Here is a 22,388-nt window from a genome sequence, read left to right as displayed (position 1 = left end):
CAGCGAAAGTGTAAGAAAAGGGAGATAATAATGAAAAAGAAAAGTGTTGGTTTGGTTAGTTTTATTATGTTGCTTAGTTATTTGTTAATGCCTGTGACGGCTTTAGCTAATGATAAGGCGTTTTGTTCCGACAATGACGTGAGTAAAAGTGAAAAAACAATAGAGAAAACAGATGTAAGAGAAGAAAAGAAAATCACTTTAAAAGCCAAACAAGGTGAGTTGGTGAAAGAAAAAGTTGATTACGAGTTATTAATAGATGCGTCGGGATCGATGCGTGATACAGATAGTATGGATAAGACAAAAGAAGCGATAACCAATTTTTTAGGGACGTTAGATAGTACGAGGGAACGTGTAGGAGTATCTGCTTTTAGAGGGCCGGGTTACCAAGACGGGAAAGTACTTTATGATGTGTCGGTTAAGACTATTGCTGATTATACAAATGATTATTCGTTAGCTTTAGATGCAATTAATGAGATGACACTTGGTGGGCACACGCCGCTACTTGATGGAATGACTCATTCGTTGGATAAGATAAAAAATACAAATCATGATGGTGCTAGGAAAGTTTTAATTATATTTACAGATGGAACGCCTAATATAGGACCAAAACGAGATTATTTTATTTCAAATCCAGACTATGTTGATAATGATAAAGACGTTTACTTTAACGAAGCTGCTACATACCCCATGAAAGAAAATTATGTTGCTTATAAACAATTGGAAAAAGATATATTAAAGTATGATGAGATGAGTTCTGAATATTTCGATATAGAAAGTCAAATGAGGGATTATTTAGATCAAGAAAAGGCTTATCCTCTGGGGGTTAAAATTAATTATTCTAATCCGATTAATTTTAGATCGAAGCATCTTATAAACTTTAATACAGCCTATGAGGGTAGATTATATACAAATCATTTACAAGAATTTTTTGACTTATCATTATTGATTAAAAAGAAAGCTCATGAAATTAAAGAGAATGACATCGAAATATTCACTATATTTTTGGATAATATGCATGGTGACCCAGATGGTTCTAAGATGAATAAAAATGGTGATGTTGAATCATTGTTTGCTGCTATTTCTCAGGACAATCAACATTACTTGTCTGTATCTGATATTGAGAAATTAGAAAATAAATTCACGGAAGTATCTGATAATGTTAAACGTTATAATTTTGAATTATGTGACACAGTGGAAGAAGGGTTTACTTTAGTTCCTGATAGTTTTGAATTTTCAAATGAAGAAACAGAAGTAAAGGTAGATAAAGATGCTTTATCTTGGGTAACAACAGGAACACCTGAAAAAGAAATCACAGTTTCTTATCGTATTGTCAAAGTAAAAGGCAAAGTCATCGTTCACCACGTGGATACAGAAGGCAATGTGTTAGCCGAGAACGTTGAGTTAACAGGTAAAGTCGAAGCTGACTATACCACAGAAAAAGCAACAATCGAAGGTTACACGTTAACAGACGTTCCAAGTAATGCGACAGGAACATTTAAAGAAGAAATGCAAGAAGTAACGTATGTGTATACAAAAGAGGTACCAACGCCAAAAGAAGGCAAAGTCATCGTTCACCACGTGGATACAGAAGGCAATGTGTTAGCTGAGAACGTTGAGTTAACAGGTAAAGTCGAAGCTGATTACACCACAGAAAAAGCAACAATCGAAGGTTACACGTTAACAGACGTTCCAAGTAATGCGACAGGAACATTTAAAGAAGAGATTCAAGAAGTAACGTATGTGTATACAAAAGAGGTGCCAACACCAAAAGAAGGCAAAGTCATCGTTCATCACGTGGATACAGAAGGCAATGTGTTAGCCGAAAACGTTGAGTTAACAGGTAAAGTCGAAGCTGATTACACCACAGAAAAAGCAACAATCGAAGGTTACACGTTAACAGACGTTCCAAGTAACGCGACAGGAACATTTAAAGAAGAGATTCAAGAAGTAACATATGTGTATGCGAAAGAGGTACCAACACCAAAAGAAGGCAAAGTCATCGTTCATCACGTGGATACAGAAGGCAATGTGTTAGCCGAGAACGTTGAGTTAACAGGTAAAGTCGAAGCTGACTACACCACAGAAAAAGCAACAATCGAAGGTTACACGTTAACAGACGTTCCAAGTAACGCGACAGGAACATTTAAAGAAGAAATGCAAGAAGTAACGTATGTGTATGCGAAAGATGTGCCAACACCAAAAGAAGGCAAAGTCATCGTTCATCACGTGGATACAGAAGGCAATGTGTTAGCCGAAAACGTTGAGTTAACAGGTAAAGTCGAAGCTGATTACACCACAGAATCGAAAGACATTCCGGGTTATCGCTTAGTAACGACACCTGATAATAAAACAGGCGTATTTACGGAAAATACACAAGACGTGACGTATGTTTATTCTAAAGATGAAGAGACAACACTACCGGAATTAAAAGAGGGAACAGTCATTGTTAAGTATCAAGATGAAGAAGGGAATTCTTTAGCTGAGATAACAACCTTGACGGATAAAATTGAAACAGACTACACAACAGAATTGAAAGAGATTGATGGCTACACATTAAAAGAAGTACCAACTAATGCACAAGGAGTATTTACAGAAGAAGAACAAACGGTTGTCTATATTTATAGTAAAAATGTGATCGAGACACCAGATCCAATGATTGAAACAGGAACAGTGGTAACCCATTATGTGGATACAAAAGGAAATGTCTTGTCAGAAATGGAAACACTATCAGGGAATGTAACCTCTTCTTATGAAACAAGGTTAAAAGAGATATCAGGTTACACGTTTGTTAATGTAACAGGAGCTACAACAGGTGTCTTTACTAAAGAACAACAAGAAGTAACGTATGTTTACACTAAAAATGAAGAGACGATATTACCAGATAAAGAAACACAAGGAACCGTGACAGTTGTTTATGAAGATGGTTCAGGTCGTTTGATTGAACCAAGCGTTGTCACAAAAGGTGATATTGGAACAGAATACCATGTTACACCGAAAGAAATACCTGGTTATGTACTAAAAGAAACAAAAGGTAATGAGGATGGGACTTACACAGAAGAAAATCAAACAGTAACCTATGTATATGAAAGAGAAGTAAAGAAAGTATCAACAACACCGTCATCAATAAAAGGTAATTCAACACAACAATTACCTAAAACAGGTGAAGAAGCTAATGCAATGTATTACATTGTAGGATTAGGTTTACTTGTGGTTGTGGCAGTTGTTGGGATGAAAAAAGTAAGACGTCATAAATAAATCAAAAAGACAATCTTTGGTATTTAAGCCAAGGGTTGTTTTTTTTGTACGCCATCTCATAGGGTTTTGCGTTATAATGAGACGTGAACTAAAAAAACAGGAATAAGCGGCAACTTATTCCTGTGGATGAGTCTATTTATATCAAGGCCTCTTGAGCTAGAAGATTCAAGTAGTTCCACGGACGGTCGAAGTGAGGTTGGAAAAAGAAATCAGAGACAGCCAGATCTTCGACAGTCATGTTGTTTTGAATAGCTAGAGACAAAGTATTCGCGGATTGTGTAATGTCATATTTGGACATCAGTTGCGCTCCTAGTATACGTCTTGCCCCTTTGTCAAAAACCAATTGCATCATGACTTTTTCGGTTGTGGGCATAAATTCAGGTCGATAATTATCTTCTAAATATACCGCTTGAGCATCAAAGCCTTCTTGTAAAGCAGCCTCTAATGTTAATCCTGTTGAACCGATTTTCCATCCAAATAGATACAAACCAGATGTTCCTTGAGTCCCACGATAAGCATAACGGTCTTCCATTAAATTCATACCAACTAATAAGCCTTGTCTAACAGCGTTTGTTGCAAGAGGGATATAACGATGTGAGTTTGTTGGATTATAGTGAACAACTGAACTATCACCTGCGGCAAAAATATCCTGATTACTTGTTCTCATAAATGAATCCACAATAATCGCCCCGTTACCTAGCATGTCCACTTGTCCTTTTAATAAATCCGTTGTTGGTCTAAATCCAACACACATAATAACCATATCAGCTTCGAATTGGCTTGTTGGTGTATTAACAACCACTTGTCCTTCTTTTTCTCCTGTTTCAAATGAAGTCACGTTATCTCCAAGTGCTAAGGTGACACCTTTTGATACCAATTCATTTTCTAAAACAGAAGTGAAAGAAGCTTCTAGGTATTTATTTAAAATACGATCCACACCATCAATCAATACCACTTCTTTTCCAGAATCTACAAAAGCCTCTACTAATTCAATCCCGATATATCCAGCTCCTACAACCACTATTTTTTGTGCGGATTCACTATGTTTAATAATTGTATTGGCTTGCTCGTAGTTCTTACATAAGAGGATATTATCATGCTTGATACCAGGAATGGGTGGAACGATTGGCCAAGAACCTGTAGTCATCACTAATTTATCATAGCTTGTTGTTATGACTTTCTTAGTATTTAAGTCTTCAACAACCACTTGCTTAGAGTCTGTATCTATGGATGTCACATTATGCTCCATGTTTACAGTAGCACCTAGAGAAGCTAACTCCTCAGGATTTGAGTAAAACAAATCTTGGGCATTTTTTACAACGCCTCCAACATAAAGCGCAATACCACAAGATAAAAAGGACACATTGTTATTCCTTTCGTAAACAACCACCTCTGCTTCAGGGTGATTTTTCAAAATACTTTTAACTGCTGATGTCCCAGCGTGGGTACATCCTACAACAACAACTTTCATCGTGTTGCCTCCTTCTATGTGTAATTTGTCACATTAAGTAACATTGGAAATATAACAGATAGTGAAATCTAACACGAGTTATTTGCTTGTGAAAGTGAGTCGTAAAAGCACCATTTTGTGTAATTTTAGGGTATAATAATAAAAAAGTTTTATCAGACGTCTTACGTTTTGTTGAGAATGACAGGGTTTAAATGAGATAATTTACCAATATATGTGAGATGTTTATCATGTGATTTATTGTGAATAAAGGGTGTTTTTTATAAAAAAGGAGGAAAAAGATGAGATTAAGGGAAATGGTACAGGCGGATAATCCTAAGGTGAAGCGGTTAGTTCAAGTAACATTGGAAGGGATTGGTTTTGATAAACCTGGGACGGCTTATGTTGATCCTGAGTTGGGGCATTTGTACGATTACTATCAAGCCAATCAACCAGCTAATTACTGGGTGATTGAAGAACAAGGAGAAATTATTGGTGGGGTAGGGATTGCTCCCTATAATGAAGAAGGAGTATGTGAGTTACAAAAGATGTATGTCGCTAATACATACCAAGGAAAGGGCTTGTCTAAGAAATTAATACAGGAAGCCTTGACCTTTGCTAGTAATCATTACCATTCGTGTTATTTAGAAACACACACCGATCTAACGGCGGCCTATCATTTGTACGAATCTTTTGGGTTTACTTTGTTGGAAAGACCTCTAGAAGGCACCGTTCATGGAGCGATGGATAGATGGTATATGAAAGAGTTATAGATGAGTAAAGCTGATTGCTGTTTTTTTGTGAATGGTAATATAGTATGATAAAGACTATAAGTAGTGATTAAAAGAAAGTAGGGAGTAACGTGGTAACAATCAAAGACATTGCTGAGTTATCTGGCGTCGCGAAAAGTACGGTGTCCAGATACTTAAATAATGGCCAAGTGAGTCCTGCTACTCAGAAAAAAATAAGCAAAATCATTGAGGAAACGGGATATAAACCAAATGCCTTTGCTAGAAGTTTAAAGGCACAAAAGACAAACATGGTAGGAGTGATTATACCTCGACTAAACTCGCCTTCTACGAATGACGTTCTAGCTGGTATTGATGAAACAGCACGACAATTAGGTTATCAGTTGGTGATTACAAATTCCAATCAAAGTGAGGAACGAGAATTAGAAAACATTGATATCTTAATCAAACAAAAAGTGTCTGGTATTATTATATTAGCTCAATTTATCACCGAGGAATTACAAGAAAAGATACAACAGAGTCCAGTGCCGATTTTGACATTAGGGCAAGAAATACCCGGGGTTCATGGAATCGTCCATGCTGACTATGAGGCAGGGAAAAAAATGGCTCAGCACGGCTTGTCTTTAGGTCATGAGACATTTCTCTTTGTTGGGGTGAATCAGATAGACCGAGCCGTAGGGGTGTTAAGAAAACAAGGGTTTATGGATGAGATTTATAAGCAAGGAAAACAAGTCACTTGTGTTGAGACAAGTTTTTCTAAAAGAGAAACGTATCGCAAGGCAATAAGTTACCTACCTAGTAATACGGCGAGTTATGTCTGTTGTGCCACAGATAATATAGCCATTGCCGTTTTAAAAGCAGCTTACGAATTAAATCAATCCGTTCCTAGGGATTTTTCTTTAAGCGGATTTGGTGGGTATGATGCGACTAATTATGTGACGCCTTCTATTACAACCATTGTTTATCCGTATTTGGAACTAGGTAACCAAGCTATTAATCTAATCCATCGCTTGATAAAAAACGAAGAGGTTCCTTATGTGACGGAGTTACCTAATGTATTAGAGGCACGAGGTTCAACTACAATTTATAATAAAAAATAAGATTGATTCAGAATCTTATTTTTATTAGTTGAAACCGGAACCGGTTCCTGTTATACTCGTCAGTATAAGCGGTTTCATTATTAATCAAAATAAAGAATAAATTAACGGAGGGGTAAAGATGAAATATAAACAAACGTTAGATGGGTTATTTGATGCAGTTGGTGGAAAAGAGAACATAAAAAGTTATGAGCATTGCGCAACGAGACTAAGATTGATTTTAAATGACAACGACAAAGTGGACAAAGAAAAGGCGGAATCCTTAGTAGAGTCTAAGGGGTATTTCTTTAATACAGGTCAACACCAATTTATTTTTGGTACAGGGAAAGTCAATGAGGTATACGATGAATTGAGTCAAGTTATGGGTTCTAAAGAATCAGAAGAGACAGATTTTAAAGCAGATGTATACGGAAACTTGTCACCTGTCCAAAAAGTTGTGCGAGTGTTAGCGGATATCTTAGTTCCTTTAATTCCAGCATTAGTGACGACAGGCTTGTTAATGGGAATTAGAGGGTTGTTACTAGAATTAGGCGTCACCTTCAGTGCAGATTGGTTCGCGATGTTTGAAATCCTAACAGATACAGCGTTTGCCTTTTTACCAGTATTAATTGCGTATAGTGCGACCAAAAAATTTGGCGGTAATCCAATTATAGGAATTGTTGTAGGTTTAATGCTTGTGGCACCACAATTGCCAAACGCATGGGCTGTTGCTGGGGGAAATGCTGAGCCATTGATGTTGTTTGGATTACCAGTATCAGGTTACCAAGGCTCTATTTTTCCAGCTATTTTAGTTGGGTACTTAGTATCAAAATTAGAAAAATGGTTTAGAAAATTTGTTCCTCAAATGATGGACTTAATCGTTACGCCCTTTTTAACGATTACAGTGACTTTAGCGTTAGTATTATTTATTTTAGGACCAATATTAAAATTAGCTGAAAATGGTGTGATTAATAGCATTATTTACCTAGTAGAAGCACCGTTTGGCATTGGTTATATTATCTATGCTGGGTTACAACAATTGATTGTTATTACAGGGTTGCATCATTCAATTAGTATCATTGAAATTGGTTTATTGAATACAACGGGTGAGAACGTGTTACAAGTATTAGGAACGGCAAGTATGGCAGGCCAGTTTGGGGCAGCTATAGCTACTGCCTTCTTATTCAAAAACAAAGTCAAAAAATCCAATGCTATTAGTGCCGCGGTTCCAACGTTATTTGGTATCACAGAACCTTTATTATTCGGTGTTAACTTAAGATCTCTACGTATTTTTATTTCTGGTGCGATTGGTGGGGCTGTTGGTGGATTTGTTACGTACTTATTCCAATTATCAGCAACAGGAATGGGGATTACGTTCCTACCTGGACTTCTGTTATATACGGGAGACTTTAAAAAGATGGTCCAATACGTTTTAGTTATTCTGATTTCGTTCGGTGTAGGCTTTATCTGTGTTCAATCACAGCGTAAATTTATTAGTGCGGATATCAATAGATAAATAGCGATGCTAGAAAGGATTATCTGGTGATGGTAACAGACGAATACTGGAAGTACTTAGAAAAAAAGCAAGCAGAGTTAAAAGAAAAAGTGGCGAAGGATCATTGGCGGTTAAGGTTCCATTTGATGCCTGAAACCGGTTGGATGAATGACCCGAATGGGGTATGTCAATTCAAAGGAACTTATCATTTTTATCATCAGTATGTTCCAACAAATCCTCACAATGGAGAAGCGATGCATTGGGGGCATAAAACCTCGACGGATTTGGTTCATTTTAAAGAAGAGCCCCTGTTTTTATCACCTGTTAATGACTATGATAAAGATGGCGTGTATTCAGGGAGTGCTTTTGTTGAGGGAGATTACATCCATTATTTTTATACAGGGAATGTAAAACTTCCAGGTACGCATGATTATATTTTTAGTGGGCGAGAACAACATACGGTACACGTTGTGAGTAAAGATGGGTATACAATTGAGAAACAAGAGGTCGTTATCTCTAGTGAAGAGTATCCAGAAAATATGAGCACGCACGTAAGAGATCCTAAAGTATTCAAGCGAGGAACAACCTATTATATGCTTCTAGGGGCACGGAATGTGAACAATGAAGGGAATATTTTGATTTATACGTCCGATGATTTAGACTGTTGGACTTATGGTGGTGTGTTTTTTGGGGAGGAGTACTCCCTTGGTTACATGTGGGAATGTCCAGATTACTTTGAATTAGGTGGTAAAGAAGTCTTAGTATTTTCACCTCAAGGGATAGCTTCTAAAGGATACGAATATAATAATGCGTTTCAGTCAGGTTACATTATAGGGAAAGTTGATTGGGAGACATTAACCTTTAAAGAAGAGTCTGATTTCGTTGAGTTAGATAGAGGCTTTGATTTTTATGCTCCTCAGACTTTCGAAGATGAGCGAGGACGTCGGATAATGTTTGGGTGGATGGGAATGGTAGGGTCACTACCAGAATACACAAACCCTACGCCTTCTCGCGGATGGCAACATGCAGCAACGTTACCACGAGAGCTAATGATTGAAGAGGGATGCTTGAAACAATACCCCTTAGAGGCTTATCAGTCGCTTAGAAGAGACGAGAGTGAGGTTTTATGTGAAGCCAATCAGCTTCAGACGCTGTATGGCGATCATTATGAGTTACTCTTAATGGCAGAACAAGAAATAGGCGACTTAGAACTAATGCTAAAGGAAGATACAAAGATTACCTATAGCCAAGGTCTATTAACGTTAAAACATGGTGTTTCGGGCTGTGGTAGAAAAGAAAGAAACCTTGTTATTGGAGAATTAAGAGACCTTCACTTGTTTGTAGATAGTTCGTCAGTAGAACTGTTTGTTAATAACGGCAGTTATGTTATGACCAGTAGAATGTATCCTAAACCAGGAGAAAAGAAGATAACGTTAATCGCAGATAAAGAGGTAAGACTGACTAAGTGGGAACTTTCTTAAGGTGACTATAATTAATATAGAAGAAAGAGAGAAAAAGGAGACGCCTTCTCTCTTTCTTTTTCTGTTTTGTAGTAATTAAATCTAAAAAAACAATATGAAAACGCAATCAAGTAGGATTTACGTGTAATCGAGGCTAAAGCATGTTAAACTATTGAAGCTAAAAAAAATAAATGAGCAAGTTAAACAACGCGGCTGTTACTTGCATAAAGGATGTAAAACATGAGTCAAAATAAATTTGCAGAGTATCAGTTAGATGAGTCAATCATCAAGGCGTTATCTGTCTTAAAGTATACGGCACCAACACAAGTACAAAAGGAAGTATTACCTTTACTATTAAAACGACAAGACGTTATCGTTAAATCGCAAACAGGTAGTGGTAAGACGGCAGCTTTTGGTATCCCTCTTTGTCAACTGGTAGAATGGGAAGAGCGTGCCCCTCAAGCCTTAGTCTTAACACCAACACGTGAGCTGGCTACACAAATTAAAGATGAGCTATTTAATATTGGTCGCTATAAACGATTAAAAGTCGAAGCTTTGTTTGGTAAAAGTTCATACCAATCACAAGTTAAAAATTTAAAACAAAGAACGCATATTGTTGTGGCAACACCAGGCCGTTTGTTTGATCATATTTCAAGAGGTACCATTGATTTAAGTAAAATTAAAACAGTGATTATTGATGAATCAGATGAGATGTTCGCAATGGGGTTCATTGAACAAATTGAAGATATCTTAAGAGAATTACCAAGAAAACGCACAACGGCTCTTTTCTCAGCAACAATGCCAACAGAAATTAAGCGTTTGTCAGAGTCATATCTCTATCACCCAGAATATGTGGAAATTGAAGCGCCAAATAAAATTCAAGATCGTATTGTACAACAATATGTTCGTGTAGATAATGATAAAAAAGTCAACGCTATTAAAGATTTATTAGTAATGGAAAATCCAGACAGTAGCATTATTTTTTGTAATACTAAAATTATGGTTGAAAATTTGGCTGAGAAGTTACAACGTATCGGGATTAGACCGTGTACGTTACATGGTGGTATGGAACAAAGAGACCGTACAAAGGTCATTCAAGATTTCAAACGTGGGTACCACAGATTCTTAGTTGCAACGGATGTGGCAGCGAGAGGGATTGACGTAGCAGACATTGCTTTAGTTGTTAACTATGACTTACCTGAGAGCCCAGAAACATACGTTCATCGTATTGGTCGTACCGCTCGTTTTGAAAACACTGGGAAAGCTCTATCTTTAGTCAATGAATATGACAAGCAACGATTTACAGCGATTCTAGAAGATCAAGACCGTTTAATAGAAGAAATTACCCCACCCACTAAGTCTATGGTAGAAAAGTACCGGTTAGATTTTAACAATAAGCAAGGTCAAAAACCAAAAATTCGTAAAGAACAAGGGTTAGACTTTAAAGAAGATATTATGAAAATTCATATCAATGCTGGGAAAAAGACAAAAATGAGACCTGGTGATGTGGTAGGAACAATTTGTAATATTGAAGGATTAAGTGCTGAAGATATTGGTGTTATTGATTTAAGAGATATTTCAACCTTTGTTGAGATATTAAATGGCAAAGGTGAAAAAGTATTAAAAACACTTCAAAACACGCCGATTAAAGGAAGAATGCGTCGTGTTAGTCGTTCCAATGAAAGTAATTATGAGAGAGATATAAAGAATAGTTATTAAGAGTGAGAGAAAGCGTAAATGCTTTCTCTTTTTTATTTAAAAATAAAACATTTTATTCAAAAAAGAGATGATAGAATAGGATTCTTACCTATTATTTCCAGTTATTTACATAATAAGAAGAGAAAATGTTGTCTTTTTAAAAAAAGTATGGTATATTAAGGGAGTAGTAATTTTGTTATGGTTTAGGAAAATAAGAGTAAATATCAATTCTCCTATTAATCGTCACATCTATTGCAATACAAACGCACCAGAGTGCGTATTAATAAGGAGGAAACAAACATGGCACAAGGAACAGTTAAATGGTTTAACGCAGAAAAAGGATTCGGATTTATCACTCAAGAAGGTGGCGAAGATTTATTCGCACATTTCTCAGCAATCCAAGGTGACGGATTCAAAACTTTAGAAGAAGGTCAAGAAGTTACTTTTGACATCGAAGAAGGACAACGTGGACTTCAAGCAACTAACATCGTTAAAGCTTAATTTAAACATTAATGATACAAAACACTCAAGAGATTTTCTCTTGGGTGTTTTTTTGTTGTCCAGACTTTCTATCCAGGCATCGATCCAGTCAAATATCAATACCACGAAGCAAAGGTTGTTATTTTGTTAAAAAATTGTCAAACTCTTTGTTTCCGAGGGAGTAATATTTTGTGAAACTTTTTTATTCTCAATTAGAAACCGCTTGCTAGCAACCTTTATGTGGTAAGGGTTCCGCCTAATTGAGAAAAAATAAAAAAGCTATGAGCTTATTTCTTGTGATAGAAAAAGAATAATGATAAAGAGATGAAATGACGCTATTTTATGCAAAAATGAATTAAATAAGATGTAAGCATTAGACGGTATAAGAATCCTTTTATATCAATGTTTGTAAGCGTTTTTATACAAAAAACAAGAAAGTGATTTTCAGAAAAAATCATGATATTGTGAAAAAACATGTAAAAACATTTTTGTTTATTTTGACGAAAAAATGACGAATCGCTCTTTCATTAAAGGTAGGAGCTAGGTACAAAAAACAATGAGAGAATGGTTAAAAAAAGTAAATCTTACTTTTAAACCTTGATTTATCAAGGTTTTCACAAGGTATAAAATATATCAATACTAGAATTAATTATAACAATTTGTTTACGTTTACATTTAGGAGTACATTATGGGTGTAGTCAGACATTAATAAATGAGGTGAACGGAATGATAACGGTTTCTGTAGCGGGAGGATCCCAACCAGAAATTCTGAAGCTTGTTGAACAAGCTAAGGAACGTTTTCCAAAAGATCTGGAATTTGTAGTCTTCGATACGAATGAAAACATTGCAGACGATTCAGTTTGGGAATATGTAGCGTGTGAAGATGAACAAGACATTGCAAGAAAAGCGGTAACGTTTGTTGCAGAAGAGAAAGCTCAAATCCTTTTAAAAGGTATTATTCAAACTCATACTATATTAAAAGAGCTTTTGAAAAAAGAATATGGCTTAAAAACACAGCCAGTATTATCACATGTGGCAATGGTAGATATACCAGCACATAACAAATCATTTTTACTAACAGATTGCGCAATGAATATTGCACCAACAACGGATTCAATGAAAGGTATCATTGATAACGTTCGCGATGTAGCTGCGAAAATTGGATTAGACAAACCGAAAATTGCCTTACTAAGTGCAGCGGAAAATCTAAATCCAAAAATGCCATCATCTGTTTTAGCAACAGAAATGGCAGAGTATTACAGTAACATTGATAACGCGATTGTACATGGTCCGATATCTTTTGACTTAGCTCTATCTAAAGAAGCAGTTGAGCATAAGAGATATGAAGGTCCTATTACAGGAGATGCGGACGTAATTGTTGTACCAGCTATTGATGCCGGCAACAGTTTATATAAATCTTTAACACTATTTGGAGGAGCAAAAGTTGGCGGTACTATCGTCGGCACGAAAGTTCCAGTAGTATTAACGTCTCGTAGTGATTCAACGGAAAGCAAACTTCATTCATTAGAGTTTGCAATGAAACAAGTATAAGAGGGGAGTTTAGCATATGGGAGCAATTTTAGTTATTAATCCTGGTTCAACATCAACAAAACTAGCTATCTTTGATAACCACGAATTAGTTGCTGAGGAAACATTACGCCATAGCGTAGAAGAAATCGGCCAATTCGACACAGTTATCAGCCAAACAGACTTTAGAGCAAACTTGATTCAAGCCTTCATGGACGCTCATAACATGTCAGATAAGTTAGTAGCCGTTGTTGGACGTGGTGGGTTATTGAAACCAATACCAGGAGGTACTTACCGAGTAGATGAAGCAATGTTAGATGATTTATTAACTGAGAGATATAACACTCATGCATCTAACTTAGGAGGCGTTTTAGCAAACAAATTTGCTGAAGCACGTAACATTCCTGCTTTTATCGTAGACCCAGTAGTAGTAGACGAAATGGAGCCGTTAGCTAAGATTTCAGGACTTAAAGGAATCGACAGACGAAGCGTGTCTCACGTCTTAAACCAAAAAGCGGTAGCGAGAAAAGCTGTTAAAGATCTTGGTAAAAAATACGAGGAAACTTCAGTTATTGTTGGGCACTTAGGTGGGGGTATCAGTATTGGTGCTCACAAAAACGGAAAAATTGTTGATGTTATCAACGGTTTAGACGGTGAAGGTCCTTACTCTCCAGAGCGTAGTGGTACATTACCATTAATTGACTTTGCAGATATGATCCTTTCTGAAGAATTACAATTAGCAGATGTTAAAAAAATCATTGCTGGTAACAGCGGACTTAAGTCTTACTTAGGTGAAACTGACTTGCGTGAAGTTGAAAAACGTATCGCAGCAGGCGATGAAGAAGCGAAATTCTATCTAGACGGTATGTGTTACCAAGTGGCTAAAGGTGTTGCTGAAATGGCAGCAGTTCTTAAAGGTCAAGTGGATCAAATCGTTCTAACAGGTGGAGCTATCTATTCAGAGTACATTTTCGGCACAATCTGTGACTACGTTCAATGGATTGCACCAGTTAAAGCTCATCCAGGTGAGATGGAAATGGAAGCGTTATATGAAGGCGCTCTACGTGTGTTAAATGGAGAAGAAGAAGGATTAAGCTACGGCTCAGTTGACTTAACAAAATAGGAGTGAAAAAAGAATGGCAGAACAAACAGATTTACTTATCTTAGGTGGGGGAACAGGCGGTTATGTTGCAGCGATTCGTGCAGCTCAAAAAGGCTTAAACGTAACAATCGTTGAAAAACATAAACTTGGTGGTACTTGTTTACACCGTGGTTGTATCCCAACTAAAGCATTATTAAGAAGTGCTGAAGTATATGACACAGTAAAAGAAGCATCAGAATTTGGGATTGAAAACGTTAAAGATACAGTGGTTAACTTCGCTAAAATCCAAGAACGTAAACAATCAATCATTGACCAATTACATGGTGGTGTGTCTGGCCTATGTAAGAAAAACAAAATCAAAGTTTTAGAAGGTGAAGGAGCTATCTTAGGCCCATCAATCTTCTCTCCAGTATCTGGTGCAGTAGCGGTAACGTTCACTGATAAATCAAAAGAAGAAGAAATCATCATTCCTAAAAACGTGATTATCGCAACAGGTTCTACGCCACGTTCATTACCAAACTTACCATTAGATGAAGAATTTATTCTTTCTTCAGACGGTATGCTTGAATTACAAGAACTACCAAAATCAATTGCAATTATTGGTGGAGGCGTTATTGGTGTTGAGTGGGCGTCATTATTAAACAGTTTAGGTGTTGAAGTAACAATTGTTGAATTCTTAGATCGCTTACTAATCAACGAAAGCTCAACTATTTCACGCGAACTTAAGAAAAGCCTAGAAAAACGCGGCATCAAAGTATTACTGAAAAGTAAAGTTGAAGCAGCAACAATCAAAGGTAAAAACGTAACAGTTGATATCGAAGGTCAAGACAGCTTATCAGTAGAAAAAGTAATGGTAGCTATCGGCCGTACTCCTAACGTTGATGGTTTTGGTTTACAAAACACATCAGTTAAATACGATCAAAAAGGAATCCAAGTAAATGAATTCTTCCAAACAACAGAAGATCACATCTACGCAATTGGTGACTGTATTGATACATTACAATTAGCACACGTAGCAATGAAAGAAGGCGAGCTTGCAGTAAGCCATCTATTAGGTGAAGAAATTGAACCTATCAACTACGTTAACGTACCACGTGGTGTTTACACTAATCCTGAGGTAGCAAGTGTTGGGTATGTGAAAGAAAACGTTCCAGAAGGCAAAAAAGTAAAAATTGGCCAATTCAACTTTGCGGGCAATGGTAAATCTTTAGTTTATGGAGCAAATGAAGGATTTGTTGAAGTGATTCGCGATTTAGAGACTGACGATTTATTAGGTCTTTCAATCATTGGACCACATGCAACAGATTTGATTTCTGAAGCAAGCACAGCAATTTATTTAGATGCATCACCAATTGAAATCGGTGAAGCAATTCATCCACATCCGACTTTATCGGAAGTGATTCAAGAAGCAGCATTGGATACATATGGCAAAGCCATTCATAAATAATAGAAGGGTTGATGAAAATGAAAACGTTAAAAAAATCAGGTCTAAGTAAAGAAGAGATTATCCAAGCATACCGTGAGGTTTTAAGAGGTCGTCGTTTAGACGAACGTCTATGGCAATTAACACGTATTGGTAAAACATCATTCAACATTTCAGGTCAAGGTGCTGAAGTTGCTCAAGTAGCTATGGCAATGGCTTTTGACCACAAAAAAGATTATTTCTTACCATACTACCGTGACATGACAGCGAGTCTTGTATGGGGTATGTCAAATAAAGATATTTTAATGGGATCATTTGGTAAAGATGCAGACCCTGCTTCTCATGGTCGTATGATGCCTAACCACTACGGTTCTAAAGCTCATAACATCGTAGCATTCTCTTCAACAGTAAGTACTCAATTACCATTAGCTACAGGTGTTGCTTACTCTGCACAATTAGAAAAATCTGACTTTGTTACTTTAACTTGTACAGGTGAAGGATCTGCCAACCAAGGTGAAGTACAAGAAGCAATGAACTTTGCTGGAGTTAAAAAATTACCAGTTATCTTTGTAATCGAAAACAACGCATACGCTATCTCTACTCCAATTGATGAGCAATATGCTAACGAAAAAATGTCAGACCGTGCTCATGGTTACGGATTTGAAGGAATTAGAGTAGACGGTAACGACTTTACAGAAGTTTACTTAACATTTGTTAAAGCTGTTAAAGATGCACGTGCTGGAAAAGGACCTAAATTAGTTGAATTAATGGTATCTCGTTTAACATCACATTCAGCTGATGACGATCAAACTATCTACCGTTCTAAAGAAGAAATTGAATCAATGAAAGAAAAAGACCCAATTGATGCAATGGAAAAACAATTAATCGAAGAAGGTTACTTAACTAGAGAAGAAATGGACGCAATTGATGCTGAAATTCGTGCTCAAATCGATAAAGATACAGACGAGGCAGAGGCTATGCCAGATCCAACACCTGAATCATTATACGAAGAAGTTTACGCTAAATAATTTAAGAACTGACAATAGAGAGGATTGAATAATAATGGCAGAAATGACATATTTAGAGGCAATTAACTTAGGTATTTCTGAAGAAATGGCCCGCGATGAAAAAGTAGTTATCTTTGGTGAAGACGTTGGTGGAGATAAAGGTGGCGTGTTCGGCGTTACTAAAGGCTTAGCAGCTAAATACGGCGACGACAGATGTTTCAACACACCTTTAACTGAAGGACAAATTGGTGGTTTAGCAATTGGTCTTGGTTTAAGAGGTTACCGTGCAATTGGTGAGTTCCAATTCGCAGATTACATTTTACCAGCAACAAACCAAATTTTATCAGAAGCTCGTACTATGCGTTACCGTACTAAAGGTGACTGGATTGCTCCAATCGTTTACCGTACGCCTTACGGTGGTGGAGTTCGTGGTGGACTATATCACTCTCAATCAACTGAAAAATTATTCATCGGACAACCTGGTTTACGCGTTGTAACACCATCAAATCCATATGATGCTAAAGGTATGATTAAAGCAGCAATTAGATCTGACGATCCAGTTATATTCTACGAACACAAACGTTTATACCGTCTATTGAAAGCAGAAGTTCCAGAAACAGATTACGTTGTAGACATTACTAAAGCTAACGTTGTTCGCGAAGGTAGTGACATCACTGTTATTGGTTACGGAATGGTATTACAACATGCATTAAATGCAGCTGAAAAATTAGCTGGTGAAGGAATCGACGCTGAAGTTGTAGACGTTCGTTCTCTATACCCATTAGATAAAGAAACATTAGTTAATGCTGCTAAGAAAACTGGTAAAGTTTTATTAGTAACAGAAGACAACAAAGAAAGTACAGTTATCTCTGAAATTGCTGCAATGATCGCAGAAGAAGCATTATTTGACTTAGATGCTCCAATTAAACGCGTTGCTGGACCAGACGTTCCAAGTATGGGATATGCTTTACCATTAGAAAGAGAATTCTTAGTTGATGAAGCAGAAGTTTTAGAAGCAATGAGAGAATTAGCAGAGTTTTAAAAACGTTTGTAGGAGGACGATTAAACATGGCAATTAAAGAAGTATTACTACCTCACTTAGGGGAAAGTGTAACAGAAGCATCAGTAGTAGGTTGGTTAGTACAACCAGGCGATACTGTTACTAGATATCAACCACTTATGGAAGTTGTTTCTGATAAAGTAACAACTGAAGTACCTTCAGATTTCGCAGGTGTGGTTAAAGAGATTTTAGTTGAATTAGATACAGATTACCCAATCGGTACTGTTTTAATGACATTAGAAGTTGAAGGCGCTGAAGAAACACCAGCAGCACCAGCAGTAGAAGAAGTAAAAGAAGAAGCACCAGTTGCTGAAGCACCAAAAGCAGCAGCACCAGCTCCAAAACCAGCTAAACCAGCTGGAAAAGCAGCAGGACGTTTCTCACCAGCTGTACTTAAATTAGCACAAGAAAACGGCGTTGACTTAGCTCAAGTTGTTGGTACTGGTAAAGAAGGACGTATTACTCGTAAAGACATCCTAAACTTCGACCCATCTCAAGCAGTTGCACCAGTTGCAGCAGCAGAACCAGAAATGGTTAAAGTTGAAGAAGTAGCAGCACCAGTTGCAGCTCCTAAAGCAGCTCCAGCAGCAGCTCCAACAGTTCAATCATCAGATCGTACTGAAGTAGTTCCAGCTGACGGCGTACGTAAAGCTATTGCTAAGAAAATGGTACAAAGCGTTAACGAAATTCCTCATGCTTGGATCATGGTTGAAGCTGACGTAACTAACATTGTTAACTTACGTAACAGCGTTAAAAATGACTTCAAGAAACAAGAAGGTATTTCTCTAAGCTTCTTCCCATTCTTTGCTAAAGCAGTTGTTCAAGCAATGAAGAAAAATCCAAAAATCAACACATCATGGGATAACGGAAACATCGTTTACCATAAAGATATGAACTTATCAATCGCTGTAACAACTGACGAAAACTTATTCGTTCCAGTTATTAAAAACGCTGATAACTTATCATTAGCTGGTTTAACTAAAGAAATTAACCGTCTAGCAACTGACGTACGTAACGGTACATTATCAAGTGCTGACATGCAAGGTGGAACATTCACATTGAACAACACTGGTACATTAGGATCAGTTCAATCAATGGGAATCATCAACCACCCACAAGCAGCTATTTTACAAGTTGAATCAATCAACAAACGCATTGTTCCAACTAAAGATGGCGGATTCAAAACAGCTGACATGGTTAACCTATGTCTATCAATTGACCACCGTATCTTAGATGGTCAACAAGCTGGTCAATTCTTAAGAGACGTTAAAGAAAACTTAGCTCGTTTCTCATCTGAGTCAGACGTATACTAAGATTTAACGGTAATTAAATAGATTTTTAGTGATAATTGGAGTGACAGAGTCCCATGTGGGCTCTGCCTCTCTGATTATTTTAATAAAATAACAAGTGCAATTATTCTCAAACAATGATATTATAAATTTTGTTAAAAAAAAAATCGAACAATAGGGGATTGTTAAAATGACAGAAACAGGAAAAATGCAGTTAACACCAAAGATATTTTTAAACAAAGTATTAGCAGGTACGGCAGCAGGTACAATCGTAGCGTTAATTCCTAACGCAGTACTTGGAGCGATCTTAAAATACTTTAACCAATTTGAAATTATTCAAATGTTAATTGATGCAGCGTTAATTTTCCAATTGGCAACACCATTAATTATTGGTGCTTTAATTGCTAACCAATTTGGTTTAACACCACCAAAAATGATGATCACAGGGGGTGCCGCATTCGCTGGTGCTGGGGTTATCAAACGTGTTGACGGTGTGTTTGTAGGGGCAGGTACTGGTGATATTATCAATATCATGATTACAGCATCTATCGCTGTTGGTTTATTATTATGGATTGACAAGAAGTTTGGTTCAGTAGAAATTATTGCTTTACCTATCGTAGTTGGTGCAGGTGCTGGTCTTATCGGTATGTTAACTTACAAACCTGTGACAATGATCACAGTTGGTATTGGTAACATCATCAACAACTTTACAGAATTCTCACCACTTGTAATGAGTGTGTTAATCGCTTGTTCATTCGGTGCATTAATCATCTCTCCAATTACAACTGTTGGTATTGGTTTAGCGATTGGTTTAGATGGCGTGTCTGCTGGTGCCGCAGCAATGGGTATCGCAGCAACAACAATCGTATTAGTTATTAACTCATGGAAACTTAACGAGTCTGGTGTAACATTAGCAATTGCTTTAGGTGGAATGAAAATGATGATGCCTAACCTATTCAAATACCCAGTTATCTTAATCCCATGTATGTTTACAGCAATTATTTCTTCAATTTCAGTATCACTTCTAGGTGTTTCTGGTACACCTCAATCAGCTGGATTTGGTTTAGTTGGTTTAGTAGGACCTTTAGCATCATTAGACGCAGGACTTAACATTGTATTAGTATTAGTAGCATGGTTTGCAGTACCAATCGCTGCCGGCTTACTTTCAAAATTCTTATTTGAAAAAGTATTGAAATTATACGACAGCAGCGTGGTCTTCAAATATCAAGGTTAATCATTATTAATTTTCTTTGATAATTTCTATAAAGTCATTAATGTCTTTTGAGACATTGAAGTCTTTCCTTAATGCGATTCCAATTGGGAAATAATCATATTTATCTCTCAATGGAATCCATTTTAGGTTTTCACTCTTACCAACAGCTGCATACTCTATTGGCAGTAAGCAAATGGAATTGTTCTTGTGGAGACTATGAAGTAACACTTGTAGATCATCATTATAGAGCACCACATTTGGCTCATAACCAAAGGATCTTGGACGATCTTCTAATAGACGACCAATCATGAAGTTATCAGATAGAGAAGAAAAACGTTGGCCTTTTAATTCTTTGAAGGTTAACTCATCATATTGTGCCAAAGGATTATTTTCTGGTACGACAACATAGACATGGTAACCTTTTGTCGTTGTTTCTAAAGGTTCAAAGTTGAGTGACTCAGGAAAATGATTTGGGAAAGAAATTAGCCCGATATCTATCTCTTTGTTATTCAACATTTTTTGTAGTTGCGGTGAACCATCTTGTTTAATGACTAAGTCAATATGTGGATGGGTAGCTAAAAAACGAGAAATCTCTTTCATAAATTGTACTGAGAACAAGGTTGTGACACCTAACTTAATGCGTTTCTTATTCGACTTTTTATTCATGTCGTAAATATCTTCAATCAGTTGATCAAACTTAGTGACAACATCTAATCCGTGTTCATAGAGATAAGCACCAGTATCAGTTAGCTGAAAGGGTTTATCAGAATGGGTAAAGAGGGTTGTACCAAGTTCACTTTCAATTTTTTTAAGGGAAAGAGACAAAGTGGGTTGGGTCACAAATAAATTACGAGCGGCAGCGGACAAATTTTCTGTATTGGCTATTTCGATAAAATATTTTAACTGTTGTATGTTCATAGTATCACCTTTTCACTAGTATTAAGTAAATTATAAAGCGGTTTCTAAAAAATGTAAATCTCTTTGAAAAAATAGGTTTAATAATGTTGCAAAATGATTTAGAATAGTAATATAACACCTATTATCTTAACATAGTTAAAGAAAGAATTCTTGCTTATAATGAAGAAGATATTTCTTAGGTTAGATGACTAAGGTTTATAAATAACAACCATAAATTAGGAGGAAATGAATATGAATATTATTATCGCAGGTGCAGGAGCAATGGGTAGTCGTTTTGGTTTAATGCTACATAATGCAGGTAACGACGTAGTCTTAATTGATGGATGGCAAGAACATATCGACAAAATTAATGAATTTGGTTTACAAGCAAACTTTAACGGAGAAGACATAGTAGCTAAGATTCCAGCATACCATCAAGATAACGCATCTGATGTTGACTTTTCAGCTGATCTTGTGATTTTATTTACGAAAGCAATGCAATTAGATAAAATGCTACAAGATATCAAAGGCATGTTAAGTGATAACACAAAAGTTCTTTGTTTACTAAACGGTATTGGACATGAAGACGTAATCAAAAAATACGTACCATTAAACAATATCTTATTAGGTAACACAATGTGGACTGCTGGTATGGAAGGTCCTGGTAAAGCTAAATTATTCGGTAACGGATCATTAGACTTACAAAACTTAGGCGAAGGCCAAGAAGAAGTTGCTAAAGAAGTAGTAGAAGTATTATCAGCTGCTGATTTAAATGCTCGCTTCTCTACTGATATTCTTTCTTCAATTTATAAAAAAGCATGTGTTAACGGAACAATGAATGGTCTATGTACTATTTTAGATTCAAACATGGCTGACTTTGGTGAAACATCTCCAGCAGATGACATCGTAGAAGCTATCGTTAACGAATTTGGTGCAGTAGCAACGGCTCAAAACATTCCTTTAGACATTGATGCTGTTTTAGCTCAAATCAAAACATGTTATAACCGTGAAACAATCGGATTACATCACCCATCAATGTACCAAGACTTAATGATTAACAATCGCTTAACTGAGATTGATTACATCAATGGTGCCATTGTACGTAAAGGAAAAGAGTTTGGTGTTGCAACACCTTACTGTTCATTCTTAACACAATTAGTGCACGCTAAAGAACAAATTTTAGGTGCTAAATAATTAATTAATAAAGCTA

The 22,388-nt window shown here is 36.6% G+C and carries 16 protein-coding genes and 2 pseudogenes; 16 read left to right on the top strand and 2 right to left on the bottom strand.

The features are described from left to right. Positions 1-30 precede the first annotated feature (30 nt). The gene (locus ACVWM0_RS08420) at positions 31-3,255 is read left to right on the top strand and encodes a MucBP domain-containing protein (protein WP_476472194.1); all 3,225 of its coding nucleotides are present in this window, start codon (positions 31-33) and stop codon (positions 3,253-3,255) included. A 136-nt stretch (positions 3,256-3,391) separates the two neighbouring features. On the opposite strand, the gene ACVWM0_RS08415 is transcribed toward ACVWM0_RS08420, so the two are convergent. Then, on the bottom strand, positions 3,392-4,726 hold the full coding sequence (locus ACVWM0_RS08415; protein ID WP_476472193.1) for an FAD-dependent oxidoreductase: 1,335 nt from the start codon (positions 4,724-4,726) through the stop codon (positions 3,392-3,394). A 278-nt stretch (positions 4,727-5,004) separates the two neighbouring features. Between ACVWM0_RS08415 and ACVWM0_RS08410 the strand changes: the two genes are divergently transcribed. The 14 genes and pseudogenes from ACVWM0_RS08410 to ACVWM0_RS08345 all read left to right on the top strand — a co-directional run bounded on the left by ACVWM0_RS08410 (position 5,005) and on the right by ACVWM0_RS08345 (position 20,302). Then, positions 5,005-5,475, top strand: coding sequence for a GNAT family N-acetyltransferase (locus ACVWM0_RS08410; protein ID WP_476472192.1), 471 nt, complete (start codon positions 5,005-5,007; stop codon positions 5,473-5,475). An 89-nt stretch (positions 5,476-5,564) separates the two neighbouring features. Next, positions 5,565-6,551 carry a LacI family DNA-binding transcriptional regulator gene (locus ACVWM0_RS08405; protein ID WP_476472191.1) on the top strand — a complete coding sequence of 329 codons (987 nt, stop codon included), beginning with the start codon at positions 5,565-5,567 and terminating at the stop codon, positions 6,549-6,551. Between the two features lie 118 nt (positions 6,552-6,669). Beyond that, on the top strand, positions 6,670-8,043 hold the full coding sequence (locus ACVWM0_RS08400; RefSeq protein WP_476472190.1) for a PTS transporter subunit EIIC: 1,374 nt from the start codon (positions 6,670-6,672) through the stop codon (positions 8,041-8,043). 29 nt (positions 8,044-8,072) lie between these two features. Next, positions 8,073-9,503: a glycoside hydrolase family 32 protein gene (locus tag ACVWM0_RS08395; protein WP_476472189.1), complete on the top strand. Its 1,431-nt coding sequence runs from the start codon at positions 8,073-8,075 to the stop codon at positions 9,501-9,503. 219 nt (positions 9,504-9,722) lie between these two features. Continuing rightward, positions 9,723-11,201 (top strand): DEAD/DEAH box helicase, encoded by a 1,479-nt coding sequence (locus ACVWM0_RS08390; RefSeq protein ID WP_476472188.1) that lies wholly within the window; start codon positions 9,723-9,725, stop codon positions 11,199-11,201. Positions 11,202-11,480: 279 nt separating this feature from the next. Next, positions 11,481-11,681 carry a cold-shock protein gene (locus ACVWM0_RS08385; RefSeq protein ID WP_476472187.1) on the top strand — a complete coding sequence of 67 codons (201 nt, stop codon included), beginning with the start codon at positions 11,481-11,483 and terminating at the stop codon, positions 11,679-11,681. A gap of 705 nt (positions 11,682-12,386) precedes the next feature. Then, on the top strand, positions 12,387-13,211 hold the full coding sequence (locus ACVWM0_RS08380) for a phosphate acyltransferase (RefSeq protein WP_476472186.1): 825 nt from the start codon (positions 12,387-12,389) through the stop codon (positions 13,209-13,211). Between the two features lie 16 nt (positions 13,212-13,227). Then, complete coding sequence (gene buk, locus ACVWM0_RS08375) at positions 13,228-14,310, top strand: butyrate kinase (RefSeq protein ID WP_476472185.1); 1,083 nt, start codon at positions 13,228-13,230, stop codon at positions 14,308-14,310. 13 nt (positions 14,311-14,323) lie between these two features. Continuing rightward, on the top strand, positions 14,324-15,736 hold the full coding sequence (lpdA, locus tag ACVWM0_RS08370) for a dihydrolipoyl dehydrogenase (protein WP_476472184.1): 1,413 nt from the start codon (positions 14,324-14,326) through the stop codon (positions 15,734-15,736). An 11-nt stretch (positions 15,737-15,747) separates the two neighbouring features. Next, the gene (locus ACVWM0_RS08365) at positions 15,748-16,740 is read left to right on the top strand and encodes a thiamine pyrophosphate-dependent dehydrogenase E1 component subunit alpha (protein WP_476472183.1); all 993 of its coding nucleotides are present in this window, start codon (positions 15,748-15,750) and stop codon (positions 16,738-16,740) included. Between the two features lie 34 nt (positions 16,741-16,774). Next, a complete protein-coding gene (locus ACVWM0_RS08360) occupies positions 16,775-17,761 on the top strand; it encodes an alpha-ketoacid dehydrogenase subunit beta (protein ID WP_476472182.1) in 987 nt (328 codons plus the stop codon). A gap of 26 nt (positions 17,762-17,787) precedes the next feature. Next, a pseudogene (locus ACVWM0_RS08355) lies at positions 17,788-17,958 on the top strand (biotin/lipoyl-containing protein); the annotation flags it as partial. Positions 17,959-18,150: 192 nt separating this feature from the next. Further along, positions 18,151-19,092: pseudogene (locus ACVWM0_RS08350) on the top strand (dihydrolipoamide acetyltransferase family protein); the annotation flags it as partial. A 166-nt stretch (positions 19,093-19,258) separates the two neighbouring features. Then, entirely contained in the window at positions 19,259-20,302 is a 1,044-nt protein-coding gene (locus ACVWM0_RS08345; protein ID WP_476472181.1) for a PTS sugar transporter subunit IIC, read from the top strand. 6 nt (positions 20,303-20,308) lie between these two features. Here the strand turns inward: ACVWM0_RS08345 and ACVWM0_RS08340 are convergent, their stop codons facing one another. Further along, positions 20,309-21,199, bottom strand: a complete 891-nt coding sequence (locus ACVWM0_RS08340) for a LysR family transcriptional regulator (protein WP_476472180.1) — start codon at positions 21,197-21,199, stop codon at positions 20,309-20,311. Positions 21,200-21,430: 231 nt separating this feature from the next. Here ACVWM0_RS08340 and ACVWM0_RS08335 point away from each other — a divergent pair, with 231 nt between their 5' ends. Then, positions 21,431-22,372: a 2-dehydropantoate 2-reductase gene (locus ACVWM0_RS08335; RefSeq protein WP_476472179.1), complete on the top strand. Its 942-nt coding sequence runs from the start codon at positions 21,431-21,433 to the stop codon at positions 22,370-22,372. Positions 22,373-22,388 lie beyond the last annotated feature (16 nt).

It is taken from the genome of Vagococcus sp. 211, assembly GCF_056322705.1.
This window is presented reverse-complemented; position numbering and strand designations above follow the sequence as displayed.